The sequence below is a fragment of the Xanthomonas sp. 3075 genome (assembly GCF_014197275.1).
Taxonomy (GTDB): Bacteria; Pseudomonadota; Gammaproteobacteria; order Xanthomonadales; family Xanthomonadaceae; genus Xanthomonas; species Xanthomonas campestris_B.
Map to the genome: position 1 here is coordinate 151,592 of NZ_JACIFI010000011.1, position 25,136 is coordinate 176,727.

Here is a 25,136-nt window from a genome sequence, read left to right on the forward strand (position 1 = left end):
AGCAATGCGGCTCCGCCCTGGTGTGGAGATGGTTTACAGCGGCACCGGCCCTTGGTCTGGTGCCGCTGTCGTTTGTGGAGACTGAGATGGATGAAGAAACCCTGCTGAAAAAACTGCGCTGGCGTTGCCGGCGTGGCATGCGCGAGCTCGATCAGTTGTTCGGTCGCTATCTGGACCAACGCTGGGCGCAGGCTTCCCAGGCAGAGCGCGCGGTTTTCCTACAGCTGCTGGATTGCGAAGACGATAAGTTATGGCGCTGGTTCATGGGATACGAGGCTTGCCCCGATGCCGACAACGCCGCACTCATCGCCGATATTCGCGCCATGCCGGCTTGAATGGCGGCCCTCACGCGGGCTTGTTTGCGCACTGAGCCTGCTGAGCGAGCTCGCACTGTGGGCGGTGTGGCGTAGCGGAGTACCGCTATGGCTGGCAGCGCTGTCGTCTGTTTACGCGCTGCTGGCAGGTGGTCACGCGCTGCGCCAATTGTTGCGTTCGCCAGTGCGCCAGGTGGTCGTGCCCTGGAGCCAAACGCCTGCCAGCGTTGACGGTGAGCAGGTGCAGCGGCTGCAGGTCGCATGGCGCGGGCCGATCGCGGTGGTGTCGTGGACGCGACTGGATGCACGCCGGCAGCGCCTGCATTTCTGGCCGGATACCTTGCCCGCAGCGCAACGACGTGAACTGCGTCTGGCCGCTCGGGCGCACGCCATTTCGTCCCGGCCGCCGCAAGTGGCACCATAGCGTCCCTTTCCTGGTTGAACCGCATGTTCAAACCTATCCCGGTTGCCATCGGCTTGCGCTACCTGCGTGCCAAGCGGCGCAATGGCTTCATCTCGTTCATCTCGATGGCATCGATCCTGGGCATCGCCCTGGGCGTGACCGTGCTGATCACCACGCTGGCGGTGATGAGTGGTTTCCAGAAGGAGATCCGCGACCGTCTATTGCAGATGGCCGCGCATGCCACGGTGAGTGCGGAGGGTGCGCCGATGCGTGATTGGCAGCACGCGGTCGAGGTCGCCATGTCCGATCCGCGCATCGCCGGCGCCGCGCCGTACATCGAAACCGAGTCGCTGCTGCAGGGTCCGCGCAAGCAGCCGGCGATCGTGCGCGGCATCGTGCCGGCCGAAGAAAACAAGGTGTCTGTACTGGCCAAGAAGATGCAGCAGGGGTCGATCGACAGTCTGACGCCAGGCTCCTACAACATCGTCATCGGCAAGGAGCTGGCGATCTGGCTGGGCGTGGATGTTGGCGACAACATCGTGGTGTTGCTCAGCGACACCCAGGCCACACCGCTGGGCGCGATGCCGCGGCTCAAACGCTTCACGGTCAGCGGAATCTTCGAGGCGGGCTACAACGAGATCGATCGCGGTCTGGCGGTGGTCAACATGCAGGACCTGGCGCGTGTGCTGCGCATGGACGGCGTCACCGGCGTGCGGTTGCGATTGCATGACATGGACCAGGCCTGGCCGGTCGCGCGGGATCTGGCGGTGAAGTTGCACGGCCCTTACCGGGTCAGCGACTGGACTCAGGAAAACGCCAATCTCTACCACTCGTTGAAGATGGAAAAGACCGTGATGGGCATCCTGCTGTCGCTGATCGTGGCGATGGGTGCGTTCAACCTGGTGTCCTCGCAGGTGATGTTGGTGACCGACAAACAGGCCGATATCGCCATCCTGCGCACCCTCGGCCTGTCGCCTGCGGGCGTGATGCAGGTGTTCATGGTGCAAGGCTCGCTGATCGGCTTCATGGGCACGATCATGGGCGTGATCGGTGGCATCGTGCTGACGCTCAATCTGGAGCGCATCCTTGGGCTGATCGAGACGATCTTCAGCGTCAAGCTGCTGCCCGAGGACGTGTATTACATCACCGGGTTGCCGACCGATATGCAGACCCAGGACGTGGTGGTGATCACCGTTGTCGCGTTGGTGATGAGTTTCCTGGCGACCTTGTATCCGGCATGGCGCGCGTCGCGTACGCAGCCGGCGGAGGCGCTGCGTTATGAATGAGAACCGGGAATCGGCCGTGCAAACGCCAAACCAAGCAGAGGCGGTGATCCGCGCCGAGGGTCTGGCCAAGACCTATGCCGAAGGCAAGATGCGTACGCCGGTGTTCGATGGGTTGGACTTGTCGGTGGCGACCGGGGAGACGGTCGCCATCGTCGGTGCTTCCGGCGCGGGCAAGAGCACGCTGCTGCACCTGCTCGGTGGGCTGGATGTTCCGACCTCGGGCGAGGTGTATGTCGCCGGTCGGCGCATGTCGGCATTGTCCGATGCCGAGCGCGGCAAGCTGCGCAATCAGGCGCTGGGGTTCGTGTACCAGTTCCATCATCTGCTGCCGGAATTCACCGCGCTGGAAAACGTGATGATGCCGGTGCTGTTGTCCGGCAAAGACGTGGCGGTCGCCCGGACGCAGGCGTTGCAGTTGCTGGAATCGGTCGGGCTCGGGCATCGCATCGAGCACAAGCCCAGCGAGTTGTCCGGCGGCGAGCGTCAGCGTGCGGCCGTGGCGCGTGCGCTGGTGAACAAGCCGGGCTGCGTGCTGGGCGATGAGCCGACCGGCAACCTCGACGACAAGACCGCCGAAACCGTGTTCGAGCTGATGCTGGAACTCAATCGTGCGCAGCGCACCAGCCTGGTCCTGGTGACGCACGATCGCAGTCTGGCGCGGCGTCTGGACCGCGTGCTGGAGCTGCATCAGGGCAAGCTGCGCGAGTTGGCGCCGTCTGCGGTGTAAACCGTGTCGAGCCGTCGGAATCGCTGACGGCTCGGCAGTGTTGAACGCTGGATGTCAGATTGAAGATCCTGACGTCGGTTGCCGATGCATTCGCGTGATGGATTGGCCGGATGTAGCAACAAACATGCTCATTTAGCATGCAGTGCCTGCGAGCACCGTCATGTCGATGCCTGCGTTGACGGGAACGGTCGCCGTCACGTGTGACGACGACCTGATGCATCAGGGAATGATGCGCTGCGCACGCAGCCGCGTGAACAGTTCCAGGAACGATGCGCGGCTGTCGTAGAAGTCCACAAAGCCCAGTTCGCGGCTCTTGGTCATATCGTTGACGCACTCGATCTCTCGCCCCAGGTCGGCATCGGTGTGCCACCAGGATGCCAGCCGGTTGACGTCGGCTTCCACCAGGCCATGTTGCTTGGCGATCTCGCTCCACACCGCCGGCGCGGTCTCGCTCAGGCGCGCTTCCAGCGGCATCGGCGTCTCCGGGCAGGGCGCAGCGTCAAGCTCGAAGAACTCGGCAATCTGGCCCCACATCCAGCGCCAGCGGAACACATCGCCGTTGACGGTGTTGAAGGCCTGATTGCGCGCGGCCGGGCTCAGGCCGGCCCAGGCCAACTGCTTGCCGAGCAGGCCGGCATCGGTCAGGTCGGTGAGGCTGTTCCACTGCGCCTGCGATCCGGGAAACACGAACGGCTGGCCGGTGTGCTTGCACAGCGACGCATACACCGCCAGCGTCACGCCCATGTTCATCGCGTTGCTGCCGTTGGCGATGCCGATCATGGTGTGCGAGCGATGCACGCTCCAGCCAAAGCCGTGCTGCTCGGCGTGTGCGAACAACAGGTCCTCCAGCGTGTAGTAGAAATTTTCGCCGGGCTGGCGCGGCTCGCTTTCGCGGAACGGCGTTTCGGCCTTGCCGCTGCCGTAGTTCTCGAACGCGCCCAGGTAGTGTTTGGTGCCGGTGACCAGCGCCATGTGCTGCAGCGGTGCATCGCTCAGCGCTTCGCACAGATGCCGCATCATCGCACCGTTGGCTTCGACGTTTTCGCGCTCGGTGTCGCGCCGTGTCCAGGTGCAGAAGAACACGTGGGTGATCGGCAGGCCATGCAAGGCCTTGCTGGTGCTTTCGGCATCCAGTAGATCGGCCGCAACCGGAATCACGCCGTCCTGGGCCAGCGGACGGCGCGCCAGGCCGTAGACGGTCCAGCCATCGGCCACCAGGACGTTGGCGAGGTTGTAACCGGAAATGCCGGTCACGCCGACAATCAATGCAGTGCCTTTACGCATGGGGGAACTCCTCAAAAACAGTGGGGAACATAGCGCGGCAGCCATGAAATGGAGGCGAATGCATGGCGCTCTGGTGCGTGCGTCGCTCGCACACACTGTGCTGTCCAGCGTGTTGCAGGCCTGCACGAGCGCCTTGGCAGCGAGGAAAGCGTGGTGAAGGCAAGCTGGCCTGTGCTGCAAGCCAACCGGGTCCACGCGCGCGCCGATGACCGAATACAGCACAGCAGATGCAGCCTTCTTCCTACTGGCCAATGCGCCAATCACTGCTGTGGTCGACACCGGCGCTGATCTAGCGTGAGTCGGTGGCTGGACCAGGGGCAGGAGCAATCGACAGCATGGATGCATCAACACAGGCAGAGCCCTTGCAGCAGCTTGTCTCTGCCGTGGCGGTCGCTGCGGCATTGCTGCTGGGGGTGGTGGCCTGCGCGTGGTCGCCCGCGCTGCTGTCGCGGGCGGCCTATGCCGCATGCCTGTGTCTGGGCGCGCTGAGCTTCGGTGTGAGCATGTGGCGGCGTCCGCGACGGATCATGCTGGTCCTGGCGATATCAACTGCTGTCTTCGGCTTCGGTCTGATGGGCTGGCAGGTCGTCAGCGCCTTGCAGGCACAGTTGCGCCCCGGCGACGAAGCGCGTGAACTAGCCGTGCGTGGGCAGATTGTCGGGCTTCCGGTCGTCGAGCAACGACGCACCCGCTTTCAACTCCGCATGGATGACGATCCGTCTCAGCCTGCAGCACTGCGCGGCAAGCTGTTGCAGTTGGCCTGGTACGACGACTTCGGCGCCGAGCGTATCGGCCCGCGTGCTGCGTTGCACGCTGGTGCGCGTTGGCAAGTCCGACTCAAGTTGCGTGCGCCGCGCGGCTTGCGCAACCCCGGTGGCTTCGATGCCGAGCGCCAGGCGCTGGCGCAGCGTATTGCTGCCACCGGGTATGTGCGTGCGCCGGCGGCTGCCCGGCAGATCGCTCCACCGCGCGGCGTGGATGCCTGGCGCGAACGCATGTCGCAGCGGATTGCCGAGTGCGTGCCCGGGCCGTCTTCGCCTTATCTGCGCGCACTTGCGCTGGGCGACACGCGCGGGCTGGACGATGCAGCCTGGGCCACGCTGCGCGCGACCGGGTTGAGCCATCTGATTGCGATCTCCGGGTTCCATGTCGGACTGGTCGCCGCATGCGTCGCTGCGCTGGTTGCGGGATGCTGGCGATTATTGCCCGGCCTTGGCACGCTGGTTCCGCGTTTCCATGCGGCCGCGATCGCGGCATTGGTGGGTGCGGCAGGCTATGCCGTGTTGGCGGGGTTGGCGCTGCCTACCGTGCGCACCGTGTTGATGATTGCCGTGGTCGCATTGGCGCGCGTGGCGCGACGACGCGCCAGCACGGCGCACATCCTCGCGCTGGCCTTGTTGGCGGTCCTGCTGTGGGATCCGCTGAGCGTTCTGGTGGCCGGCTTTTGGCTCAGCTTCGCCGGGGTGGCGTGGCTGGTGTGGTGCCTGCCATCGGATGATCGCGCCGTCGTGCGGGGGTTTTTGTCCGCCCAGACCGTCGCCACCGTCGGCCTGCTGCCGTTGACCGTCAGCCTGTTCGGGCAGGCGTCGATGGTGGGGCCATTGGCCAATCTGTTCGCCATTCCCTGGTGGACCTTCGTGGTGGTGCCGCTCGCCTTGCTGGGGACTGCGCTTGAAGCGCTGTCTCCGGGCGTGGGGGTCTGGGCATGGCGATTGGCCGGCTGGTGCTTCGAGTCGACCTGGCTGGGCCTGGTCTGGCTCGGGCAGACGTCGGTGGCGTTGTGGTGGGTGCCCGAGTCCGATGCGATCGCATTGATTTGCGCCTTGCTCGGCGCGTTCTGGATGTTGCTACCGCGCGGGACGCCCGGCAAATCCCTGGCATTGCTGCTGTGGCTGCCACTGCTCTGGCCCGACCGCGAACTGCCTGCGGCCGGCGAAGCGGATGTGCAGGTACTGGACGTGGGGCAGGGCCTGGCGGTGCTGGTGCGCACGCAACGGCATGCGTTGCTGTTCGATACCGGCCCGGCAGTGCGCGACGGGTTCGATGCCGGCGAGCGGGTAGTGCTGCCGGCATTGCGCGCGCTCGGCTTGCGCCGCCTGGATGCGATCGTGCTCAGTCACGCCGATGCCGATCATGCCGGTGGCTATGCAGCGGTGCGTGCCGGGCTGCCTGTGGCGATGACGTCCGCGCCGCCCGGTGCGCCATTGGACGTCACAACGCGCTGCGGCGCCGGTCAACACTGGGAATGGGACGGCGTGCGCTTTCGCTTCCTGCATCCAAGCGCCGGCTTTCCGTATTTGCGCAATGAATCCAGTTGCGTGCTGCGGGTCGAGACGCGGCATGGAAGCGCGCTGTTGCCGGGCGACATCGGGCAGATCGTCGAGCGACGTTTGCTGCGTGAACATGCACCGGAACTGCGCGCCGATCTGGTGGTCGTCCCGCACCATGGCAGTGCAGACGGCTCGCATGCCGGCTTCATCGCCGCCACCGGCGCGCGTCTGGCGCTGGTGTCCTCTGGGTACGGCAACCGCTTCGGCCACCCGCGCGCCGAGGTGGTGCAACGCTGGCAAGCGGGCGGGGCAGAGCTGCTCGACACCGCGCAAGCCGGGGCGATCCGGGTCTGGCTGGGCGCTGACGGGCTGCAGGTACGCGAACGCCGGCGCTGGCAGCGGCGGCTGTGGGATGCTGCGGAACGGCGGCGGTCGGCTGCTATCCTATCGCCCAGCGAATAGGCGGCCGCGTTGCCGGAGGAATCGAATCGTGTTGGAGCTGGTCAGGGCAGGCGGTTGGCCGATGGTGCCGTTGCTGTTGCTGGGTGTGATCGCGTTGGCGATCGTGCTGGAGCGTCTGTGGACCTTGCGCCGCAACGAGGTGACGCCACCCGGTCTGGGCGAAGAAGTCCGCAACTGGGCTGCGCGCGGCAAACTGGATCCCACCCATATCGAGTCGCTGCGCCGCAATTCGCCGCTGGGCGCCTTGCTCGCGGCCGCGCTGGACGTGCGTGGCCGCCCGCGTGAATTGATCCGTGAACGCATCGAAGATACCGGTCGCCATGTGGTCCACCGCATGGAGCACTACCTGAACGCGTTAGGTACGATCGCTTCCGCCGGCCCGTTGCTGGGCCTGCTGGGGACCGTGGTCGGCATGATCCAGATGTTCATGGGCATCCTCGATCACGGTGTGGGCGATGTGAACCAGCTGGCTGGCGGCATCGGCAAGGCGCTGGTATGCACGGCCACCGGCATGATCATCGCGGTGCCGGCGCTGATGGCGCATCGCTTCTTCAAGGGCCGCATTGCCGGCTACATCATCGAGATGGAGCAGGAAGCCACGCTGTTGCTGGATACGATGGATGGACGCGCGGTGCCGGCCACTGCAGCACCGATTGCGGCAGGTGCCAAGCCTGTCATGGCCAAGGGCTGACGGATGCGTATCGGCAGCGACCGACGCCAGGACGAGCCGCATATCGATCTGGTGCCATTGATTGACGTGATCCTTGTCCTCATCATCTTTTTCGTGGTGACCACGACCTTCGACGCACGTTCCACACTGCAACTGCAGTTGCCGACCGCAAGCGACCAACCCAGCAGCGCGCCGCCGCGTTCGCTGAGCGTGCTGGTCAATGCCGATGGGCGTTATTTCATCAACGACCAGGAGGTGTTGCGTGCGGATGTGGATTCGCTCAAGCAGACCATCGCCCAGCTCGCCGGCGACGACCGCGAGCAGACCGTGCTGATGCGCGCCGATGCACGCACGCCGTATCAGGCCGTGGTGACCGCGCAAGACGCCCTGGGGCAACTCGGCTTCCGGCGTATCGCGATCGCCACTGCGCCGCAAGCCGGTAGCACCGGCGCTGCCGGCAAGACACGCAATAACGGAACCCAACAGTGACAATCTCCAACGACCGCCCGGCGCCAGTGTCGTCCTGGCGCACGTACCGTCGCCTGCTGGCCTTCGCCAAGCCGTACCGGCTGCTGCTGATCGCCGCACTGATTGCCGCGCTGGTCGAAGCGGCGGGTACCACCGGCTTCCTGGCGTTGATGAAGCCGATCACCGACGAAACCTTCATCTACAAGAACGCTGAAGTCAGTCGCTGGCTGCCGGTGCAGATCATCCTGTTGTTCGTGGTACGCGGCATTGCCGGTTACATCACCGATATGGCGATGGGCAAATCCGCGCGCAGCATCGCGCGCGATCTGCGCGTCAAGGTGATGTCCAAATATCTGCGCCTGCCGGGGTCGCGCTTCGATTCCGAGCCGGTGCCGTCGATGCTGATTCGCCTGGGCTCGGACTCCGATCAAGTCGCACAGGCGGCGGTGGATGCGGTCAAGGTGATGATCCAGCAGTCGCTGCAGGTGATCGGCGCACTGGCGTTGATGCTGTGGCATAGCTGGCAGGTCACGCTGACCATCCTGGTGCTCGCGCCGGTACTAGCGTGGGTGATGGACAAGGTGGCGCGACGCTATCGCCGCATCAGCCACAGCATCCAGGAGAGCGGCGCGCATCTGTTGCAGGCGGCCGACCAGACCTTGTCCAGTCATCAAGAGGTCAAGATCTACGGCGCCCAACAGACCGAGATGGAGCGCTATGGCGCATTGGCCGATCGCAATCTGCGTCTGGCGATGAAGGTCGAATCCACGCGTGGCATTTCCACTGCCACGGTACAGATGATCGGTGCGATCGGGTTGTCCGCGCTGCTGTTCGTGGCCGGCGCGCAGGCATTGGCCGGGCGGCTGACCGCAGGCGACTTCGTGGTGCTGATGACCTCGATGCTGACCATCATTCCCGGCCTCAAGCAGCTCACCAATGTGCAGAACATGGTGCAGCGCGGCCTGGCGTCGGCCGAGCGCCTGTTCTCGGTGCTCGACAGCCCCGACGAGCCGGATCAAGGGGCCGTGCCGCTGACGCGTGCCAAGGGCTTGATCGAATTCCGCGAGGTCACCGCGCGTTATCCGGGACAGGTGAATCCGGCGCTGGCCGATGTCAGCTTTGTCGCACAGCCGGGGACGGTCACTGCGATTGTCGGGCGTTCCGGTAGCGGCAAGTCCAGCCTGATCAAACTGATTCCGCGTTTTTACGAAGCCGAGGCCGGGCAGATCCTGCTCGACGGGCATCCGGTACAGGCATACGCGCTGGCCGATCTGCGTCGGCAGATCGCGCTGGTTGGCCAGCAGGTGATGCTGTTCGACGGCAGCATTGCCGACAACGTGGCCTATGGCGAGATGCGTAGCGCCGACGCCGGCCAGCTGGAGCGCGCGATCCAGGGCGCCAATGCGATGGAATTCGTCGCTCAGTTGCCCGAAGGCTTGCAGTCGCACGTGGGCACCAAGGGCGGGCGACTGTCAGGCGGGCAGCGTCAGCGTCTGGCGATCGCGCGTGCGATGCTCAAGGACGCGCCGATCCTGATCCTGGACGAAGCCACCGCAGCGTTGGACAACGAATCCGAGCGCCTGGTGCAGGACGCCTTGCACAAGTTGATGCCGGACCGCACCACGCTGGTCATCGCGCACCGCCTGTCCACCATCGAGCATGCCGACCAGGTGCTGGTGATGGATCAGGGCCGCATCGTCGAACGCGGCACGCACAGTGCGTTGCTGGCGCAGGGCGGGCTGTATTCGCACCTGCACGGCATGCAGTTCCGCGAACGTCAGACATGAGCAAGCGCGGCACCCGCACGCCGGGTTACTGGTACGACAATGCGCCGATCCCGCTGTCGGCGCGCATCCTTGCGCCGGTCTACGGTGCCGCCATCGCAGTGCGCCGCGCGCTCTATCGTCGTGGGTGGCGCAAGCGCCACGGCGTGCCGGTGCCGGTGCTCGTGGTCGGCAACGTCACCGCTGGCGGCACCGGCAAGACGCCGCTGACGATTGCCTTGGTCGCCAAGTTGCAAGCTGCGGGCTGGACGCCCGGCGTCGCCAGCCGTGGCTATGGACGCGACGACGCCGGCACCGCGCGGTGGGTCGAGGCGGACACGCCGGTGGCGCTCGGCGGCGACGAACCGGTACTGATCGCCTGGAAGACCGGCGCACGCGTGCGCGTGGATGGCGATCGTGTGGCTGCAGCGCGGGCCCTGGTCGAGGCGGGCTGCGACATCGTCGTCTGCGACGACGGCCTGCAGCACTATCGGCTTGCCCGCGATGTGGAGATCGAAGTGGTCGACGGCCAGCGCCGCTACGGCAATGGACGCCTGTTGCCTGCCGGGCCGCTGCGCGAACCGGCCGCACGTGCAAGCGATTGCGATTTCCGCGTGGTCAATCTCGGGCAGGCCAGTGCAACGGCGGCGACACCCGCGCCCGACGACGCCGGATTCGGTGAATGGCAGATGCGTCTGAGCATCGACAGCGTGCAGCCGATGGATGGCAAGCGCGCCCAGCCGCTGAGCATGCTTGCCGGGCAGCGCGTGCATGCGGTGGCTGGCATCGCGCACCCGGAACGCTTCTTCGCCATGCTGCGTGCGCGCGGCATCGGCGTGGTGCCGCATGCCTTTCCCGATCACCACGTCTATCGCGCCGCCGATTTCAGTTTCGGTAGTCGCCTTCCGGTGTTGATGACCGAAAAAGACGCAGTGAAATGCCGGCCGTTTGCCGACGAGTGGTTGTACAGCGTGCCGCTCAAGGCGGAGTTGCCGGCCGCGTTCTGGGTGAGTCTGCTGGATCGCCTGGACAAGTTGGCGAGTCGGCAGGGTGTGTGAGTGCGGTTTTTCTGGCAATGGTGATCTGCTGCTTGGCTGCAGGGTCCTTGCCCGCCCACCGTCGTGGGACACGCCGCAAGTACGTCCCTGTACGCTCTTACGCGGCATCCATGCCGCGTAAGGTCCCGCGACGGTGGGCGGGCAAGGACCCGTCGAGATGGCCGGTGTGCATGGTTGCAGCAGTGCGTACAGCGGCCTCCGAGTGCTGATGTAGCGCATCGCTGCTCCAACTGAATGCCGCTACTTCGCTCAATCACATAGATACATCATGCGATTCGGTTATCTCGTTTCTCCAATTTTCCTGCATCCCTGAGCGTGCACGCATGACCACCACACCTCCTGCCGATTTCGTCGTCGCCATTCCCGCGCGCTACGCCTCCACGCGCCTGCCGGGCAAGCCGCTGCAACTGATCGGCGAGCGCCCGATGATCCAGCATGTGGCCGAGCGGGCATTGCTGGCCGGTGCGCGCGAGGTGTGGGTTGCCACTGACGACGCACGCATTGCCGAGGTGATCGACGGCCTGTCCGGCGTGCATGTGGCGATGACCGGCGCAACGCATGAATCCGGCACCGATCGCCTTGCCGAATGCGCACGGATCGCCGGCTGGGAGGCTGACACCTGCGTGGTGAATCTGCAGGGCGATGAGCCATTCGCGCCTGCAGCCGGCATTCGCGCCGTCGCGGATCTGCTGTTGCAGTCCGGCGCCGAGATGGCCACGCTTGCCGCGCAGGTGGACAGCGCGCACGAGCTGTTCGATCCCAACGTGGTCAAGCTGGTGCGCACCACCGACGGCGATGCGTTGTATTTCAGTCGTGCGCCGATTCCCTGGCACCGCGACCGCTTCGCCAGCCAGCGCGACAGCTTGCCCGAGGATGGTCAATGGTTGCGCCACATCGGCATCTACGCCTATCGCGCAGGGTTTCTGCAGCGCTTTGCCGCGATGCCGCCCGGCATGCTGGAGCGCATCGAATCGCTGGAACAATTGCGCGTGATGGAAGCTGGCTATCGCATCGCGGTGGCGTTGACCCCGGAGCAGTTTCCGCCGGGAATCGATACGCCCGACGACCTGGCGCGCGCGCAAACCCGCGTGGCCGCTGCATGAAGGTCTTGATCGTGTGTCTGGGCAATATCTGCCGTTCGCCGATGGGCGAGGGTGCGTTGCGCGCCCGGCTCGAACAAGCGCGGCTGTCGCGGCGGATAGAGGTCGACTCGGCCGGCACCGGCGACTGGCATGCCGGCGAGCCCCCCGATCCGCGCGCAGTGCGTTGCGCACGTGGGCATGGCGTGGACATCTCCGGCTTGCGCGCGCGTCAGCTGCGCGCGGAAGATTTCGAGCATTTCGATTGGCTGCTATGCGCCGACGCCAGCAATCTGCGCGACCTGCAGCGGCTTGCCCCGGAGGCGTCACGCGACAAGGTCGCGTTGTGGCTGCCCTGGGCAGGCGTGGACGAACGCGACGAGATCCCCGACCCGTACACCGGCGGCGCCGATGACTTCGAGCATGCCTGGCAGCTGGTCGATACGGCTGCGCGTCAGACCGTTACCAGACTCACCTGCGGCTGATCGGGCTTGGGCATAATGACCGTATGACTGCCCAGCTCACCCAGGAACTGCCGGAATTTCCCACCTGGCTCAACGCCAGGCCATCCACCCTGCAGGAGCATCGTGGGCGTGCGCTGGTGCTGGCCTTCGTCAATGCCAGTTCGGTGTGGTGCGCCGAGCGCCTGGCCGAGCTGGCGCAGTGGCAGGCGCGCAGCCCCGGGCGGCTGCAGGTGATCGTGGTGCAGGTGCCGCGTTTCGACAGCGAACGCCTGCCGCAACGCTCGCTCAAGCAATTGCGCGGACACGGGGTGAGTGCGCCGATCCTGCTCGACAACGACTGGGAAACCTGGCGGCGCTTCGGCATCGAATCCTGGCCCACGCTGGTGCTCATCGACGCCTACGGCCGCGAGCGTCAGCGCCTGGTGGGCGTCACCGGTGATCTGGACCGAGCGTTGGCCGCCTTGTGCGAAGGCCAGCAGCCGCCGTCCGATACGGATCTGCAGGGCGTGCCCGAGCGTGAACCCGAGCCGCGCCTGGCGTTGCGGTTCCCGACCGGGCTGGCTGCCACCGAAGATCGCCTTTACGTCGCAGATACCGGCCATCACCGCGTGCTCGAATGCACGCATGGCGGCCGGGTGCTGCGCCAGTTCGGTCACGGTACCGCCGATCTCATCGATGGCGGAATCGGCGAAGCGGCATTTCGACGCCCGCAGGGCCTGGCGATCGAACGCAACCAGCTGTACGTCGCCGACACCGGCAATCACGCCTTGCGGCGCATCAATCTGGGCAGTGGACAGGTGGATACGCTCTGCGGCACCGGTCGCTCAGGCGAGCCGATCGAGGGGCCACTGGCGTTTGCCGGCGCCTCAGCGCTGAACTATCCGCACGGCCTGGCAGTTGCCGACAACCAGGTGCTGATCGCCATGGCCGGCGATAACCGCATCTGGAGTTACCACCTCGGCAGCGCTGCGTTGACCGCGCGCGCCGGGACTGGCGCGCTTGAAATCCGCGACGGGAGCGGCCATCTCGCCGCATTCGCGCAACCGGCCGGTCTGGCGGCGGTGCAGCAGGTGGCCTATGTCTGCGACGGGCTGAGTTCCTCGATCCGCACCATGCAATTGCGCGGCGACCTGGTGCAGACCCTGGTGGGCGGGCAGGGCATGTGGCAGTTCGGCGACCAGGACGGTCCACGCGGTACCGCGCGTCTGCAGTTTCCGCAAGCCATCGCATTGGCGGCCGATTCGCCGCTGCTGTGGATCGCCGATACCGGCAACGGCCGCTTGCGTTGCCTGCGGCTGGGCGGCGGCGAACTGACCACGCTGGAACTGCCGCGTCGTCTGCATGGCCCGGCCGGGCTGGCGGTCGCCGCCGGCGCAGTCTGGATCGCCGAAACCGACGCCCATGCCGTGTTGCGGTACGACCTCGCAAGCGGCGTGCTCAGTGATGTTGCGATAGACGAATGAGCGCAAGGCCCCAAGCCGACTTCGATGGCAAGGCGTTTGCGGCGCACCTGAGCACCGCGCCCGGCGTCTACCGCATGTATGCGGGCGACGACACGTTGCTGTACGTCGGCAAGGCCGGTGCGTTGCGCAAGCGCGTGGGCAGCTATTTCAACGGCACGCCGAAGAACGCACGATTGACCTCGATGCTGTCGCAAGTCGCGCGCATGGACGTCACCGTGACCCGCAGCGAGGCCGAGGCGCTGCTGCTGGAAAACCAGCTGATCAAGTCGCTGTCGCCGCGCTACAACGTCTCGCTGCGCGACGACAAGAGTTACCCTTATGTGTTAATGACGCGCGAAGACTGGCCGCGCATCGCGCTGCACCGTGGCCCGCGCGCGGTGCAGGGGCGCTATTTCGGCCCGTACACCGGCGTGACCGGCGTGCGCGAAACCTTGAGCCTGATGCACAAGCTGTTCAAGCTGCGCAGCTGCGAAGACAGCGTGTTCCGCAATCGCTCGCGGCCGTGTCTGCAATACCAGATCGGCCGCTGCAGCGCGCCGTGCGTGAACTTGGTCGCAGCGCCCGACTACGCAGAATCGGTACGCCGCGCCACGATGTTTCTCGAAGGCAAGAGCGACCAGCTTGGCGAAGAGATCATGCAGTCGATGCAGCAGGCCAGCGAAGCGCTGGAGTTCGAGCGCGCCGCACGTCTGCGCGATCTGCTGTCCTCGCTGCGCAGCATGCAGAACCGCCAATATGTGGATGGTCGTGCGGCCGATCTGGATGTGCTCGCATGCGCCACGCAATCCAGCCATGCCTGCGTCTTGCTGCTGAGTTTTCGCGACGGCCGCAATCTGGGCACGCGCTCGTTTTTTCCAAAGACCAATGGCGAAGACAGTGCCGACGAAATCCTGGCGGCGTTCGTCTCGCAGTACTACGCCGAACATTCGCCGCCGCGCGAGATCCTGCTCGATCGCGAAATTCCCGATTCCGAATTGATCGAAGCCGCACTCAGCAGCGCCGCCGAGCACAAGGTAGCGTTGAAGTGGAATGTGCGCGGCGAGCGTGCCGGCTATCTGCTGCTGGCCACGCGCAACGCACAGCTGACCCTGGTCACCGAACTCACCAGCCAGAGCGCGCAACACGCACGCAGTGAAGCGCTGCGCGAGATGCTGGGGCTGGCCGAGCAGGTCAAGCGGGTGGAGTGTTTCGATATCAGTCACACCATGGGCGAGGCGACGGTGGCCTCGTGCGTGGTGTTCGATGCCAGCGGGCCGGTGCGCGGTCAGTATCGGCGCTTCAATATTTCCGGGATCACGCCGGGTGACGACTACGCCGCAATGCGCCAGGCCATCGAACGGCGCTTTCGGCGTGCGGTGGAAGAGAACGGTGTGCTGCCGGATGTGTTGCTGATCGACGGCGGCGCCGGCCAGCTGGCGCAGGCAAAGGGCGCGCTGGCCGATCTGGGGATCGAGAATGTGCTGCTGGTCGGCGTGGCCAAGGGCGAAGAGCGCAGGGCAGGGCACGAGGCGCTGATCCTGGCCGACGGCCGCGAACTACGACCCGGTGCGGCATCGCCGGCGCTGCAGTTCATTCAGCAGGTACGCGACGAAGCCCACCGCTTCGCCATTACCGGCCACCGTGGTCGCCGCCAGAAGGCGCGCATGACCAGCAAGCTGGAGGATATCCCCGGCATCGGTCCGCGCCGTCGCGCAAGCCTGCTCAAGCATTTCGGCGGGCTGGTCGGTCTCAAGGCCGCCGGCGAAGCCGAGATCGCGCGGGTGGAGGGGGTCAATGCCGCACTTGCCGCGCGAATCTACGCTAACCTGCACGGGCTGGCGCTTCCCGATGCGGCAGGCGAGTCGAGTCCGTAATGAAGTTGACCATCCCCACGTGGCTGACACTGCTGAGGATCCTGATGATCCCGGTGTTGGTCGTGGTGTTCTACCTGCCGTACACGTGGACGAATTTTGCTTCTGCCGGCGTATTCGCGCTGGCTGCCATCACCGACTGGCTGGATGGCTGGGTCGCGCGGCGGTATCACCAGTATTCCGCGTTCGGCGCATTCCTCGACCCGGTGGCGGACAAGTTGATGGTCGCGGTGGCGTTGTTCCTGATCGTGCAGGGGCATCCGACACCGTGGATGGCGTTCTGGGCCGCGGTCATCGTCGGGCGCGAAATCGCTGTCTCCGCATTGCGCGAGTGGATGGCCGAGATCGGACAGCGCGCCAAGGTGCGCGTGGCTGCGATCGGCAAGGTCAAGACCACTGCGCAGATGGTGGCGTTGCTGTGCCTGCTCTACTCGGTCACACCGGGGCAGATGCCCACGCACGAAATCTGGCTGGGCAACCTGATTTTCCGCGCCGGTTACTGGACGCTGGCAATCGCCGCATTGTTGACGCTGTGGTCGGGCTTCCAATACCTGCAGGCCGCCTGGCCGAGCCTGCGTGCCGATGAAAAAGCAGCAATCAGCAATAAGCCGAAAAAAATCGAAAGCAACAGTTGACAGCTATCCTGTTCGCTGTAGAATTTCGCCTCCCAAGCGGGAATAGCTCAGTTGGTAGAGCGCAACCTTGCCAAGGTTGAGGTCGCGAGTTCGAGTCTCGTTTCCCGCTCCAGATAGAGACAAGACCCCACCTCCGGGGTCTCGTTGTTTTCAAGGCAGGACGCCTTGGGGTTGACGTTTCGGCCTGGTGGTAGAGTGGTTATGCAGCGGACTGCAAATCCGCGTACGCCGGTTCAATTCCGGCCCAGGCCTCCATACCACATGCGCGGTTTCCTGCATCCAGCGAGATGAATGGGGCTAGCGCATTGAATTGACACGCTGTAGAATATTGCTCCACGCGGGAATAGCTCAGTTGGTAGAGCGCAACCTTGCCAAGGTTGAGGTCGCGAGTTCGAGTCTCGTTTCCCGCTCCAATTTTTATGCTGTGGACTTCCACCGAAGTCCACAGCGCCTTGATCCCACAGTGGTTTATGCCTGTGGAGCATCCAGCGAAGTCTGCTGAAATCCACCTCCAGCCAAGCATTTTTAGTACATAAATTAGTACTGGAAATCCGGTGGCCATGCGGTGCGGTTTTTGGCTGTTGGCGCTTCATCGACGTCGGTACACCTCTCCTCCAACTTGAAGGAGAGTGCGATGGCTTTGACAGATACCGCCGTTCGGCAAGCCAGAACGACCGGCAAGGACTACACCCTCAACGACGCGCATGGCTTGTTGCTCTTCGTGAGTGCCAAAGGCAAGAAGAAGTGGCACTTCCGTTTTTCATGGATGAGTCAGCAGCAGCGCATCGCTATCGCTCCGTATCCCGAGCTCAGCCTCAAGGATGCGAGGGCACGCCGCGATGAACTGCGGGCACACCTGGCCAACGGCATTGATCCGCGCGTCTATCTTCGCCAGGCCGAAGAAAAGGCGCATGCGGCAGCGACGCACACCTTCCAGGCAGTGTTTCAGTCGTGGCGGGACTTCAAGGCATTGAGCCTGAAGACCGGCCGGCAAAGCACGCTGTCGCAGATCAATCGCATCTTCGACAAGGATGTGTTGCCTTGGCTCGGCACGGTCTCCATCTTTGACGTGACGCCGGCACACCTGCTGGAAGTGTTGCGCAAGATCGAGCGCCGCCATGCGCTGACCACTGCTGAGAAGGTGCGCACCTGGTTCAACCAGATGTTTCGCTATGCGATGGTGGAGAAGGGCCTGCCTGCGAACCCTGCCAGCGATCTGGACATCGTGGCCGTGCCCAAGCCCCCGGTGAGCCATAACCCGTTCCTGCGCATGGAGGAACTGCCCGCGTTCCTGCGGACCTTGCGCAAGTACCGTGGCTTCAAGACCACTCGCCAAGGCATTCAATTGTTGTTCCTGACCGGCGTTCGGACGGGCGAGTTGCGCTGGGCGGTGCCGGAGCAGTTCGACCTCGAAAGAGGCCTGTGGACCATCCCCGCGGTGATCGTCAAGCAGTTGCAGTTGAAGATGCGCAAAGAAGGCAAGACCGTGCCGCCCTATGTGGTGCCACTGTCGACCCAGGCCATTGCCATCGTCCGCGAACTGCTGGACGCGCAGGCACGGCGGCCAGCGCAGCGATATCTGCTGCCCAATCGTGACGACCTCAAAGAGCCCATCAGCGAAAACACGCTCAATGGCGCGCTGCGTCGCATGGGCTACGAAGAGCAACTGACCGGTCATGGCATCCGGGGCACCATCTCCACCGCACTGAATGAGCTCGGCTACCGTGTGGAGTGGATCGATTCACAACTGTCGCACGCCGACCCCAACCAGATTCGTGCCGCGTACAACCATGCGGCCTACGTGGAGCAGCGTCGTCTGATGATGCAGGACTGGGCCAACCGACTGGATCGTTGGGAGGCCGGGGAACAGGTTGAGGAAGCGGGCGCATCGCCCGTGGCCCCAGAGAGCCTGGAAGTGATCGAAGCCTATCTCAAGGCGCTTGCCTCGGGTCAGTTGCGGCCCAAGGACGATGCGCTGCAGCTGTTAGGCCAACTCTTTGCCCGGGCCGGTGACAGTGGGAATGCTGCCGTGCGGGCGAGGGCATGAGCAATCGAACGCGGTCCAGAAAGCACCTTGAAGTCACCGCGCCAATTGGCTGCTGCTCCGTGCGGGAGAGGTTCTGCCTGGGATTGAGTGAGTGCCCGGTTCGCGGTGTGCCGCAATGACATGCTTGCAGATCCAAAACTTGCGCCATGAGAGATGGACATGGCTTTGGGCCTACAGCCGTCATGTCGGTGGCGAAAGCGCACGCCAATGGCTCCAGGGGGCTGTTTTCATCGTCTCTTTCAAGGGGTAAGATTCACCCCTGCGCCGTTGCATGGTCGGCGTGCTGCCCATCCCCAGGGCCCATCGGGCCACAGCGAAGTGGAATCAACCTGCGGTTTTTCTGTCCCTTGGTTCAGCTCTTTGCGAGCACTGGGGAAGGTGGATGGGCGTCTCCAGTGCAAACCGCATTGAGGACATAACCATGACCTATTCAATCCTTGTCGAGCACAAGCTCGACACTATTCATCGCCAAGCGAAACGTTTCGCGGCAAGGCTCAAGCTTCCAATCACCGTGGCCAAGGACATCTTGGCCAGGTCTTGTTACCGCTGCTCCGCGTGGACTGACTTGGTGAACCGGCTGAAGCGCCGAACGCTGGACAAAAATATCCAACTCTTGGCATCTCTGCCGAGTTCCAGCGAGGCGCGGTCGTATTTCTTTGAGCAGCGTCGCGATCTAGCAAGGTCGATGAGTCAGCATCTGCTGACCAACACCAATTTGGCGGGGATGCTCGGCCACTTGCAAGAGATTTTTGCTGTGGGCTCTGGTCCGATTTTGCTTGGAGATGTGGTGCCGACGCTCAATGCGTCGGAATGGCAGCCGGCAAACATCGGCCCCGACCCTTGGGCTGTTGTCGAGTCCACGGTCGTTGTCAATGGAACCTGCCTACGGTTGATCGGCACGCGAACCTATCTGCCGAGGTTCTACGATTTCGGCTCTGAGAGAGGCGAGTATGCTGAACCCGTAGGAAAGCTTCGCATCGTATGGAAAGAACCAGCGGCTTGGTACCAAGCCGCCCTCGATTATCTGAATGACCCAAACGCAACAGACGTACTGCTTCCCATCATTGAGCTCACCGAAGAGATGGCTCGGCATCAGGATTGGTTTGAAACAGCACTAGCGACGAGCAGCTATGTGGAAGAGTATGGTCTTGGCGACGATGATCTTGTGCCAGTGTTCGTCGAAGGGCAAAACTGCTACGTCGTGTTTGGCTATCCAGTCAATCCAAGCCAAAAGCAGGCAAACCTCACCACCATCGAACTTGCTTTGGCAGATCACAACTTTAGCCAGGTCGTCGAGCTGCACGGGAGCCCGGTCTGCCTCGAATGGATCTCGTATGACCTCAAGACCCGGATGCATCCGGGCGAGTTTGGCGAATACTTTGAAAAGCTGAAGCTCGCGATTTTGAGAGGCGATGAATTGTACCCAACGCTTCGAAAAGATGGTCAGTCGGGTATTCTGTTTTTTCATCCCGCGACCGATTTCGATATTCGGTATGAGCTGAAGATGGAGTTCACTCATTTGAGGGATGAGATTGCATTTGTGTTGAAGACAACGAATCTGGCGCTGTGCCGCGATCTTTTGGGGAAAGTGGCGTCCAGAGATTTGATGGTTTATTCCTCGGGCGGGAAGCGGAGATACTTTTCTCTTCTGCTAGTCTCTAAGCATGACGGACCACCCGAGTTGAGTCTTGCATTTGAGTCGGAAAGTCCCGGCAGGGCAAGCATGTCGAATCTTGTTTACTCATTTTTTGTCAGTGAGGAAAAAGATGGGTGGGAAATTCTGTTGGAAATTGCGCCTGAATTAATCAACTTGACCGATAGAATTGGTATTAGGGCGCTAGGTGCGGCGATAAGTCATGGATTAATCCAGCGAGTTCCTGTCGACTTTATGGATAATTTTAATAAGCCTCCTGCGCGGTGTGACAAGATCCCGCAGGTGCCGGAGGATGTTATCAAACGGCTTGAGCGGCCATTAAATAGCGATGGCGTGGTGACATTGCGATCTGCAGATTACTCGCGCGAAAATTTCTAAGGTTCTGCAGCTATTAGAACTCTGGTGCAGAAATTAACCTGCTCGCAGTACTGCAGTGAGGTCAATGAACGGATGGGCCAAGGGTCCATCCGTTCAGCGCGCTTATTTCCAGTAATGCAATCACCAGCACTGAGGCGATCTCTGTGTGCTGCAGACGAGAGAATGCCTCGGTTGAGGCTTCACGCTGCCGAAGACGCAGGTGCATCCACCGCCAACCCCAGGCGGTCGCTCCATACAGAACCAACCGCCAGGCGAAAAAATAGCCGGCGTGCGCTCGCAGCCAATGGCTCCAGGCGTCGATGCCGCCCAGCATTCGGATGCCCACCACGTTCGCAGCCACGGCGATGCCGATGGCCAGCGCCGTCCACAGCAACGCGATGCCCAGCCGGCGGTTGAGCAGCCAGGCAAAGCGGTATCCGCGCTTTTCTGTCACGAAGGGTTCCTCTCGCACAGCGCCAAGTCGGACGTGCATCCGCCACCAGGCGAGTCATCGAAGAACAACGCGTACTGCCGTCCGCCCCGTGCCGTCCGGCACCACTGCACCAGCCGGCGGATACCCGAGTACCGGCCGGGCCGGTCCGCATCGGTCGGATCCTTCATGGCCGGGAAAAACGTCGCCGCGTGGCGCTTGTTCGCCGCGGCCACCACCCGCTCCCAGCGCTCGATGCGATCAATGTGCGCCGGGAAGCGCTCGGCGATCGAGCGCAGTTCGGCCTTGCCGCAATGGATGCAGGGCATGCAGCCGACCCGCCCCATGCCCATGGCGTACAGCGGGTTAGGCGCCAGGCCATGGTCGGCGTGCTTCCTCCACACGTCCTGCACCGTCCAATCGAAGATCGGGCGCCACAGGAAGCAGCCGGACTCGTGCCGGTTCCAGCGCGGCTGCTGCGCCCGGTGCGTGCTCTCGTCGGCGCGGATGCCCAGCCACTGCAGCACCGGGCCTTGGCGCAGCATCGGAATCACCACCTGCTCCGTGACCGGGAACTCCTTGAGCTCGGACGTGCAGAACTGCGCCATCCGCGACGGAAAGCGTCCCTTCGTGATGCACAGATCCAGGTATGGGTTGCCGGTCGGCTCGTGCAGTTGCGCGGCCTCGCGCACCAGCGCATCGGGAATGCCTATGCGTGGCCAATGCTCCAGCACGTACGCCCGGTGCTTGGCCATCCGGGCACGAAAATCCGCCTTCACCCATTCCACCCGCGGCCCGCCGGTGCGCTCATGCAGCCGCTGCACGTACTCGTACGTCAACTCGTGCTCGTTGCCCGTGTCCGCAAACACCGCCCGAAACGGCCGTCCGGACTCGATCGCCATCAGGTACACCGCGGTGGAGTCCTTGCCCCCGGAGACATTGACCAGGTGCTGCACGCGCAGGCTGCGTCCCGCGGCGGTCACGGCGTGCTCCGTGGTTTCTGGATCTCCTGCACGCGGTCCCGCGTCGGATCGCCCTGGTAGATGCCGCGCGAGCCGGCTGCACGGGTGCTGTGGCGCTGGATGAGCGCCATTGGCGAATTGCCGGCCAGCTCGCGGCGCAGCTCCAGTTCGGTCTTGAGGTTCTGGATCTCCTGCGCCAGGGCGCCGCTCTCCTGGTCCACGGCCTTGGTCGCGAGTTCGTTCGCGGCGACGTTGGGTTCCTTGCGACCGGTGAGCAGCGTGCGCTGCAGCAGCAAGGCCTTCTCCATCACGCTCGCCAGCGCCACTTCCGAGGCCAGGCGCTTGCCCAGCAAGTCCTGGTCGGGTTCGTCGCGCAGCGCTTCGATCACGCCGCGCGTGACCGGCAGCGATGCGCTGCCCGCCGCATCCAGGTTGGCGGCTGTCGTTGGCTTGGCGCCGCTCACCAGTTCCTGCAGTGCCTTGAGCTTGGTTTCGTACTCTTCCTGGATGAGTGGGGTCAGGCCCACGCCGGGCGTGGTCGCGGTCTTGTTGCAGGCCTGGCAGGTGCGCTGCTCGCGCTCGCCCAGCACGCGGGTCGCCCAGGTCGCGGCGGCCTGGGGCGAGGTCCAGGTCTGGCAGGTCAGGCGGCCGTTGCAGTCGTTCGCGTTGATCGACGAGGTGTCGGTGACCCCGCGGCCATTGAGCAGGTTGTAGCCGGCGCGCGTCACGTCGCCCACCACCTTGATGGCGGCCTGGCCCGAGCCGCCCGCGCTGCTGCCACCCACCCAGGGCACACCGCTGTTGCCCTTGTTCGCCTCGGCCCGTTCGATGGCCGACACCGCATCGGTGCTGGACACGGCCTGCTTGAGCGCCAGGCCCTCGGAGAGCTGGTCCCATCCGGTCTGCCCGCCGGCCATGTCCGCCATGCGGTTGGCGATCGCGCGGCAGGTCATCTTCGACCGGTCGAAGTCCAGGCGTGCCTGCAGGATGCCGTTGGTCAGCAGGTTGTACAGGCCCGGATCAGCGCGCTGGATGATCAGCGCCGGCAGCGACGCCACCGCGCTGGTGGCGTTCTGGATCACGTTGCTCATGATCGACTGGAAGCCGTTGGTGACGCCGTTGAGCTGGTTCTGCAGCGTCGTGGTGATGCTCATGTCGCCACACACCAGGTTGCTGTTCCAGGCCGCACCAACGCCGATGCTCTGCATGTTGCCGACCGGTCCCATGGACACGGCCCGGCCACCGCCGATGCTGTAAAGCACGTCGCTGCCGAGCACGTTGCCGCTGGCGTGGAGGCCGTCGGCATCGATGCGCGTCTGCGCCCACGCCGCGCTGGCGGCCAGCGTCAGCGCCGCAAGGCCCGCAGGCCCGAACCGGTGCACGGCAGAAAACTGCCTATGGGAAAAGCGGTGTTTCATCGGCGTGCCCTCAGAAGAAATCCACGCTGCCCAGGAACACTTGGCCGCGCCGCTGGCAGCAGCTGTAGGGGCGCCAAAGCGCCCAGGCGTAGTCACCTCGCTGCGCCTGCACATGGGTGTTTCTGTTGGGAAATACCGCGCAGCCGCTCGCCAGGGTAGGGGTCAGTTCCTGCCACCTTCCTGTGGCGGCGTAGCTCTCCACCAGCGCGCCGGCCGGCCAGTAGCCCGCATGCGCGGTGGCGAGCAGTGGCTGGTAGACGTGGGGCTGGCCTTTGCGCGTGACCACGTCGCCTGCCCGTTGCGCGACCACTGCGCCGGCCAGATGGTCATCGCTCTGGTGCAGGAAGCCGCCGCGGGGATAGACGTTGCCCCAGAGGTCGGCCGTCGACCGCGAGCCGATCTCGCGCATGCCAGGGGTCAGGGCCTCGGGATAGGCCATCTCCGGCACGTTGTAGCGCCAGGCCAGCGTGTCGAAGGTGCTGAGAAAATAAGGGACGAACGGCGTCCCTGCGCCTTCGCAGGTGTAGCCGAACTGGCTGGCGAACTCGCTGAACGCCGCGCCGGCCGGGTGCCCGATCACATCCGCGTTCTTGAACTTGGCCAGGTTGTTTTCGTGGTCCTCATTGGTCGTGCCATCGCCGCCGGCCTTCGCGCTGGGATTGGGCAGACTCATGGCCCGCACTTCGACCCAGGGGTTCTCCCCTGTGTTGCTGTAGCTGGATACCACCGCGTCGGGAATGTAGTGCTGCACCTTGATCGAGGTGCGCACGGTGCAGCCGCTCCAGGTGCAGTACAACCAGTAGCACACGCCCACCACGCGGTAGGCCAGGCAGTCCGGCGACAACGCCGAGGACACGATCGTGGCGGTGTTGAGCGCGAAGGAGGAACCTGTGCTTGCGAGCAATGCCCCCACGACCACAGCCTGAAAGCGTCGGGAGCGCATCATGGCTGCGTGCTCCGGTAGGCCGCGATGCGGGCCAGCGCTCGGGAGACGTTCGGCTCGCCGTAGACCACGTAGCGGCCATCGACCATGACCGCCGGCAGCCTCGCGATGCCCGCATTGTAGGCATCCGCCACCCCCTGGTAGGCCTGCGCGATCTGTGCCGGCGCGGGTGCGCCGGGAGGGGCCTCTTTCAGGCGCCGGCGCATGATGGCTTCGGCCCGCGCGGGATCGCTCGGCAAGCCTGCGCCCAGCGCGGCCACCAGGCGGGCAGGAGCGTCGAGTTCGGTGACCGTGATGCCCGCAGGCACGGTCACAGGATGGGCGCTGTCGGTAAAGACCCAGACCTCGGCCTCGACAGCGCTCGCAAGGAGTAGAAGTATTAGCAGTGCAGCCAGTCGCGGTCGCGGGTGCACGAGCTGCTGCAGCGGCGAGAAGAGAGGGTGGGGCATAGCGGCTCAAAGAGATGATCAGAACTCCCAGTCGAACCGATCCCTCCGAGGCAAGCCATCGACAAGCCGATGCGTCGCGTCACCGCTTTGTCTGCAGGAAAAAACGGGCGCCCGATGAGAGCGCCCGTGGATCAAAGAAGGCCGGCTTCGGCAAAAGAGTAGGGATCGCCTTTGCCAACGATGACATGGTCGAGGATGCGAACGTCTACCAGCTCTAGTGCTGCACGCAGCCGGTCGGTGATGATCCGGTCGGCTTCACTGCGGGAGGTGCATCCAGAAGGGTGGTTGTGAGCGAGGATCACGGCAGCGGCATTCAACTCGATTGCACGCTTGACGATGGTGCGTGGATAGATCACAGCTTGATCGATGGAGCCTTGGGCAAGTGCCTCGAAGGCGATGACGCGGTGCTTGGTGTCAAGGCGACATCCCCCCGCCCTGAGTAGCGGCCTGGTTTAGAGTCCAGGGCTGATGATATCGGTGTTTGCCAGATGTTGGGCATACGCAGCCGGTGTCATGCCGCCGATTGCTTTCTTGGGGCGGTCCTCGTTGTATTCGCGTCGCCAGCGTTCGATCTCGGTGCGCGCGTGCAGCAGTGTCGGGAACCAGTGCTCGTTGAGGCATTCGTCGCGTAGTCGGCCGTTGAACGATTCGACGTAGGCGTTCTGGTTCGGTTTGCCGGG

The 25,136-nt window shown here is 64.1% G+C and carries 21 protein-coding genes, 3 tRNA genes and 3 pseudogenes; 19 read left to right on the forward strand and 8 right to left on the reverse strand.

Annotation, left to right across the window (positions count from 1 at the left end):
- Nucleotides 1-86 precede the first annotated feature (86 nt).
- From GGR62_RS12360 to lolD, 4 genes are read left to right on the forward strand one after another with little or no spacing between them, the layout of a single operon-like run.
- Complete coding sequence (locus GGR62_RS12360; RefSeq protein WP_184408183.1) at nucleotides 87-335, forward strand: succinate dehydrogenase assembly factor 2; 249 nt, start codon at nucleotides 87-89, stop codon at nucleotides 333-335.
- Complete coding sequence (locus tag GGR62_RS12365; RefSeq protein WP_184408184.1) at nucleotides 286-738, forward strand: hypothetical protein; 453 nt, start codon at nucleotides 286-288, stop codon at nucleotides 736-738. The genes GGR62_RS12360 and GGR62_RS12365 overlap by 50 nt, the downstream gene beginning before the upstream one ends.
- A gap of 23 nt (nucleotides 739-761) precedes the next feature.
- Nucleotides 762-2,003: a lipoprotein-releasing ABC transporter permease subunit gene (locus tag GGR62_RS12370; RefSeq protein WP_184408185.1), complete on the forward strand. Its 1,242-nt coding sequence runs from the start codon at nucleotides 762-764 to the stop codon at nucleotides 2,001-2,003.
- Nucleotides 1,996-2,730, forward strand: a complete 735-nt coding sequence (gene lolD, locus GGR62_RS12375) for a lipoprotein-releasing ABC transporter ATP-binding protein LolD (protein WP_184408186.1) — start codon at nucleotides 1,996-1,998, stop codon at nucleotides 2,728-2,730. Before GGR62_RS12370 ends, lolD begins: the two co-directional genes overlap by 8 nt.
- A gap of 219 nt (nucleotides 2,731-2,949) precedes the next feature.
- Here lolD and GGR62_RS12380 read toward each other — a convergent pair whose 3' ends face one another.
- On the reverse strand, nucleotides 2,950-4,014 hold the full coding sequence (locus GGR62_RS12380) for an SDR family oxidoreductase (RefSeq protein WP_184408187.1): 1,065 nt from the start codon (nucleotides 4,012-4,014) through the stop codon (nucleotides 2,950-2,952).
- Between the two features lie 335 nt (nucleotides 4,015-4,349).
- On the opposite strand from GGR62_RS12380, the pseudogene GGR62_RS12385 reads away from it, so the two are divergent.
- The 15 genes and pseudogenes from GGR62_RS12385 to GGR62_RS12455 all read left to right on the forward strand — a co-directional run.
- Nucleotides 4,350-6,881: pseudogene (locus tag GGR62_RS12385) on the forward strand (DNA internalization-related competence protein ComEC/Rec2); the annotation flags it as partial.
- On the forward strand, nucleotides 6,775-7,437 hold the full coding sequence (locus GGR62_RS12390; protein ID WP_184408189.1) for a MotA/TolQ/ExbB proton channel family protein: 663 nt from the start codon (nucleotides 6,775-6,777) through the stop codon (nucleotides 7,435-7,437). The pseudogene GGR62_RS12385 and the gene GGR62_RS12390, both read left to right, overlap by 107 nt.
- 3 nt (nucleotides 7,438-7,440) lie before the next feature.
- Entirely contained in the window at nucleotides 7,441-7,905 is a 465-nt protein-coding gene (locus tag GGR62_RS12395) for a biopolymer transporter ExbD (RefSeq protein ID WP_184408190.1), read from the forward strand.
- A complete protein-coding gene (msbA, locus tag GGR62_RS12400; protein WP_184408191.1) occupies nucleotides 7,902-9,671 on the forward strand; it encodes a lipid A export permease/ATP-binding protein MsbA in 1,770 nt (589 codons plus the stop codon). Before GGR62_RS12395 ends, msbA begins: the two co-directional genes overlap by 4 nt.
- On the forward strand, nucleotides 9,668-10,705 hold the full coding sequence (gene lpxK / locus GGR62_RS12405) for a tetraacyldisaccharide 4'-kinase (RefSeq protein ID WP_184408192.1): 1,038 nt from the start codon (nucleotides 9,668-9,670) through the stop codon (nucleotides 10,703-10,705). The genes msbA and lpxK overlap by 4 nt, the downstream gene beginning before the upstream one ends.
- Before the next feature lie 323 nt (nucleotides 10,706-11,028).
- The gene (gene kdsB, locus GGR62_RS12410; RefSeq protein ID WP_184408193.1) at nucleotides 11,029-11,808 is read left to right on the forward strand and encodes a 3-deoxy-manno-octulosonate cytidylyltransferase; all 780 of its coding nucleotides are present in this window, start codon (nucleotides 11,029-11,031) and stop codon (nucleotides 11,806-11,808) included.
- A complete protein-coding gene (locus GGR62_RS12415; protein WP_184408194.1) occupies nucleotides 11,805-12,269 on the forward strand; it encodes a low molecular weight protein-tyrosine-phosphatase in 465 nt (154 codons plus the stop codon). Before kdsB ends, GGR62_RS12415 begins: the two co-directional genes overlap by 4 nt.
- A 23-nt stretch (nucleotides 12,270-12,292) precedes the next feature.
- Nucleotides 12,293-13,711 (forward strand): hypothetical protein, encoded by a 1,419-nt coding sequence (locus GGR62_RS12420; protein ID WP_184408195.1) that lies wholly within the window; start codon nucleotides 12,293-12,295, stop codon nucleotides 13,709-13,711.
- Nucleotides 13,708-15,564 (forward strand): excinuclease ABC subunit UvrC, encoded by a 1,857-nt coding sequence (gene uvrC, locus GGR62_RS12425; RefSeq protein ID WP_184408196.1) that lies wholly within the window; start codon nucleotides 13,708-13,710, stop codon nucleotides 15,562-15,564. Before GGR62_RS12420 ends, uvrC begins: the two co-directional genes overlap by 4 nt.
- On the forward strand, nucleotides 15,564-16,196 hold the full coding sequence (gene pgsA / locus GGR62_RS12430; RefSeq protein ID WP_184408197.1) for a CDP-diacylglycerol--glycerol-3-phosphate 3-phosphatidyltransferase: 633 nt from the start codon (nucleotides 15,564-15,566) through the stop codon (nucleotides 16,194-16,196). The genes uvrC and pgsA overlap by 1 nt, the downstream gene beginning before the upstream one ends.
- Nucleotides 16,197-16,232: 36 nt before the next feature.
- A tRNA-Gly gene (locus GGR62_RS12435) sits at nucleotides 16,233-16,308 on the forward strand.
- A 69-nt stretch (nucleotides 16,309-16,377) separates the two neighbouring features.
- Nucleotides 16,378-16,451: transfer RNA gene (locus GGR62_RS12440), tRNA-Cys, on the forward strand.
- Between the two features lie 82 nt (nucleotides 16,452-16,533).
- Nucleotides 16,534-16,609, forward strand: a tRNA-Gly gene (locus GGR62_RS12445).
- 221 nt (nucleotides 16,610-16,830) lie between these two features.
- Nucleotides 16,831-18,054 (forward strand): annotated as a pseudogene (locus GGR62_RS12450) (integrase arm-type DNA-binding domain-containing protein); the annotation flags it as partial.
- 610 nt (nucleotides 18,055-18,664) lie between these two features.
- Nucleotides 18,665-20,275, forward strand: coding sequence for a hypothetical protein (locus GGR62_RS12455; protein WP_184408198.1), 1,611 nt, complete (start codon nucleotides 18,665-18,667; stop codon nucleotides 20,273-20,275).
- 61 nt (nucleotides 20,276-20,336) lie between these two features.
- Here GGR62_RS12455 and GGR62_RS12460 read toward each other — a convergent pair whose 3' ends face one another.
- The 7 genes and pseudogenes from GGR62_RS12460 to GGR62_RS12490 form a co-directional block, all read right to left on the reverse strand.
- Entirely contained in the window at nucleotides 20,337-20,708 is a 372-nt protein-coding gene (locus GGR62_RS12460) for a hypothetical protein (protein WP_184408199.1), read from the reverse strand.
- On the reverse strand, nucleotides 20,705-21,667 hold the full coding sequence (locus GGR62_RS12465) for a phosphoadenosine phosphosulfate reductase family protein (RefSeq protein ID WP_326520255.1): 963 nt from the start codon (nucleotides 21,665-21,667) through the stop codon (nucleotides 20,705-20,707). The genes GGR62_RS12460 and GGR62_RS12465 overlap by 4 nt, the downstream gene beginning before the upstream one ends.
- Nucleotides 21,664-23,064 (reverse strand): integrating conjugative element protein, encoded by a 1,401-nt coding sequence (locus GGR62_RS12470; protein ID WP_221229162.1) that lies wholly within the window; start codon nucleotides 23,062-23,064, stop codon nucleotides 21,664-21,666. Before GGR62_RS12470 ends, GGR62_RS12465 begins: the two co-directional genes overlap by 4 nt.
- 10 nt (nucleotides 23,065-23,074) lie before the next feature.
- On the reverse strand, nucleotides 23,075-24,010 hold the full coding sequence (locus tag GGR62_RS12475) for a TIGR03756 family integrating conjugative element protein (protein WP_221229163.1): 936 nt from the start codon (nucleotides 24,008-24,010) through the stop codon (nucleotides 23,075-23,077).
- The gene (locus GGR62_RS12480) at nucleotides 24,007-24,456 is read right to left on the reverse strand and encodes a TIGR03757 family integrating conjugative element protein (protein ID WP_184408200.1); all 450 of its coding nucleotides are present in this window, start codon (nucleotides 24,454-24,456) and stop codon (nucleotides 24,007-24,009) included. Before GGR62_RS12480 ends, GGR62_RS12475 begins: the two co-directional genes overlap by 4 nt.
- Before the next feature lie 131 nt (nucleotides 24,457-24,587).
- Nucleotides 24,588-24,875: pseudogene (locus GGR62_RS12485) on the reverse strand (JAB domain-containing protein); the annotation flags it as partial.
- Nucleotides 24,876-24,908: 33 nt separating this feature from the next.
- Nucleotides 24,909-25,136 (reverse strand): integrase core domain-containing protein (locus GGR62_RS12490; RefSeq protein WP_184408201.1); only part of this gene is annotated, 228 nt, incomplete at its 5' end.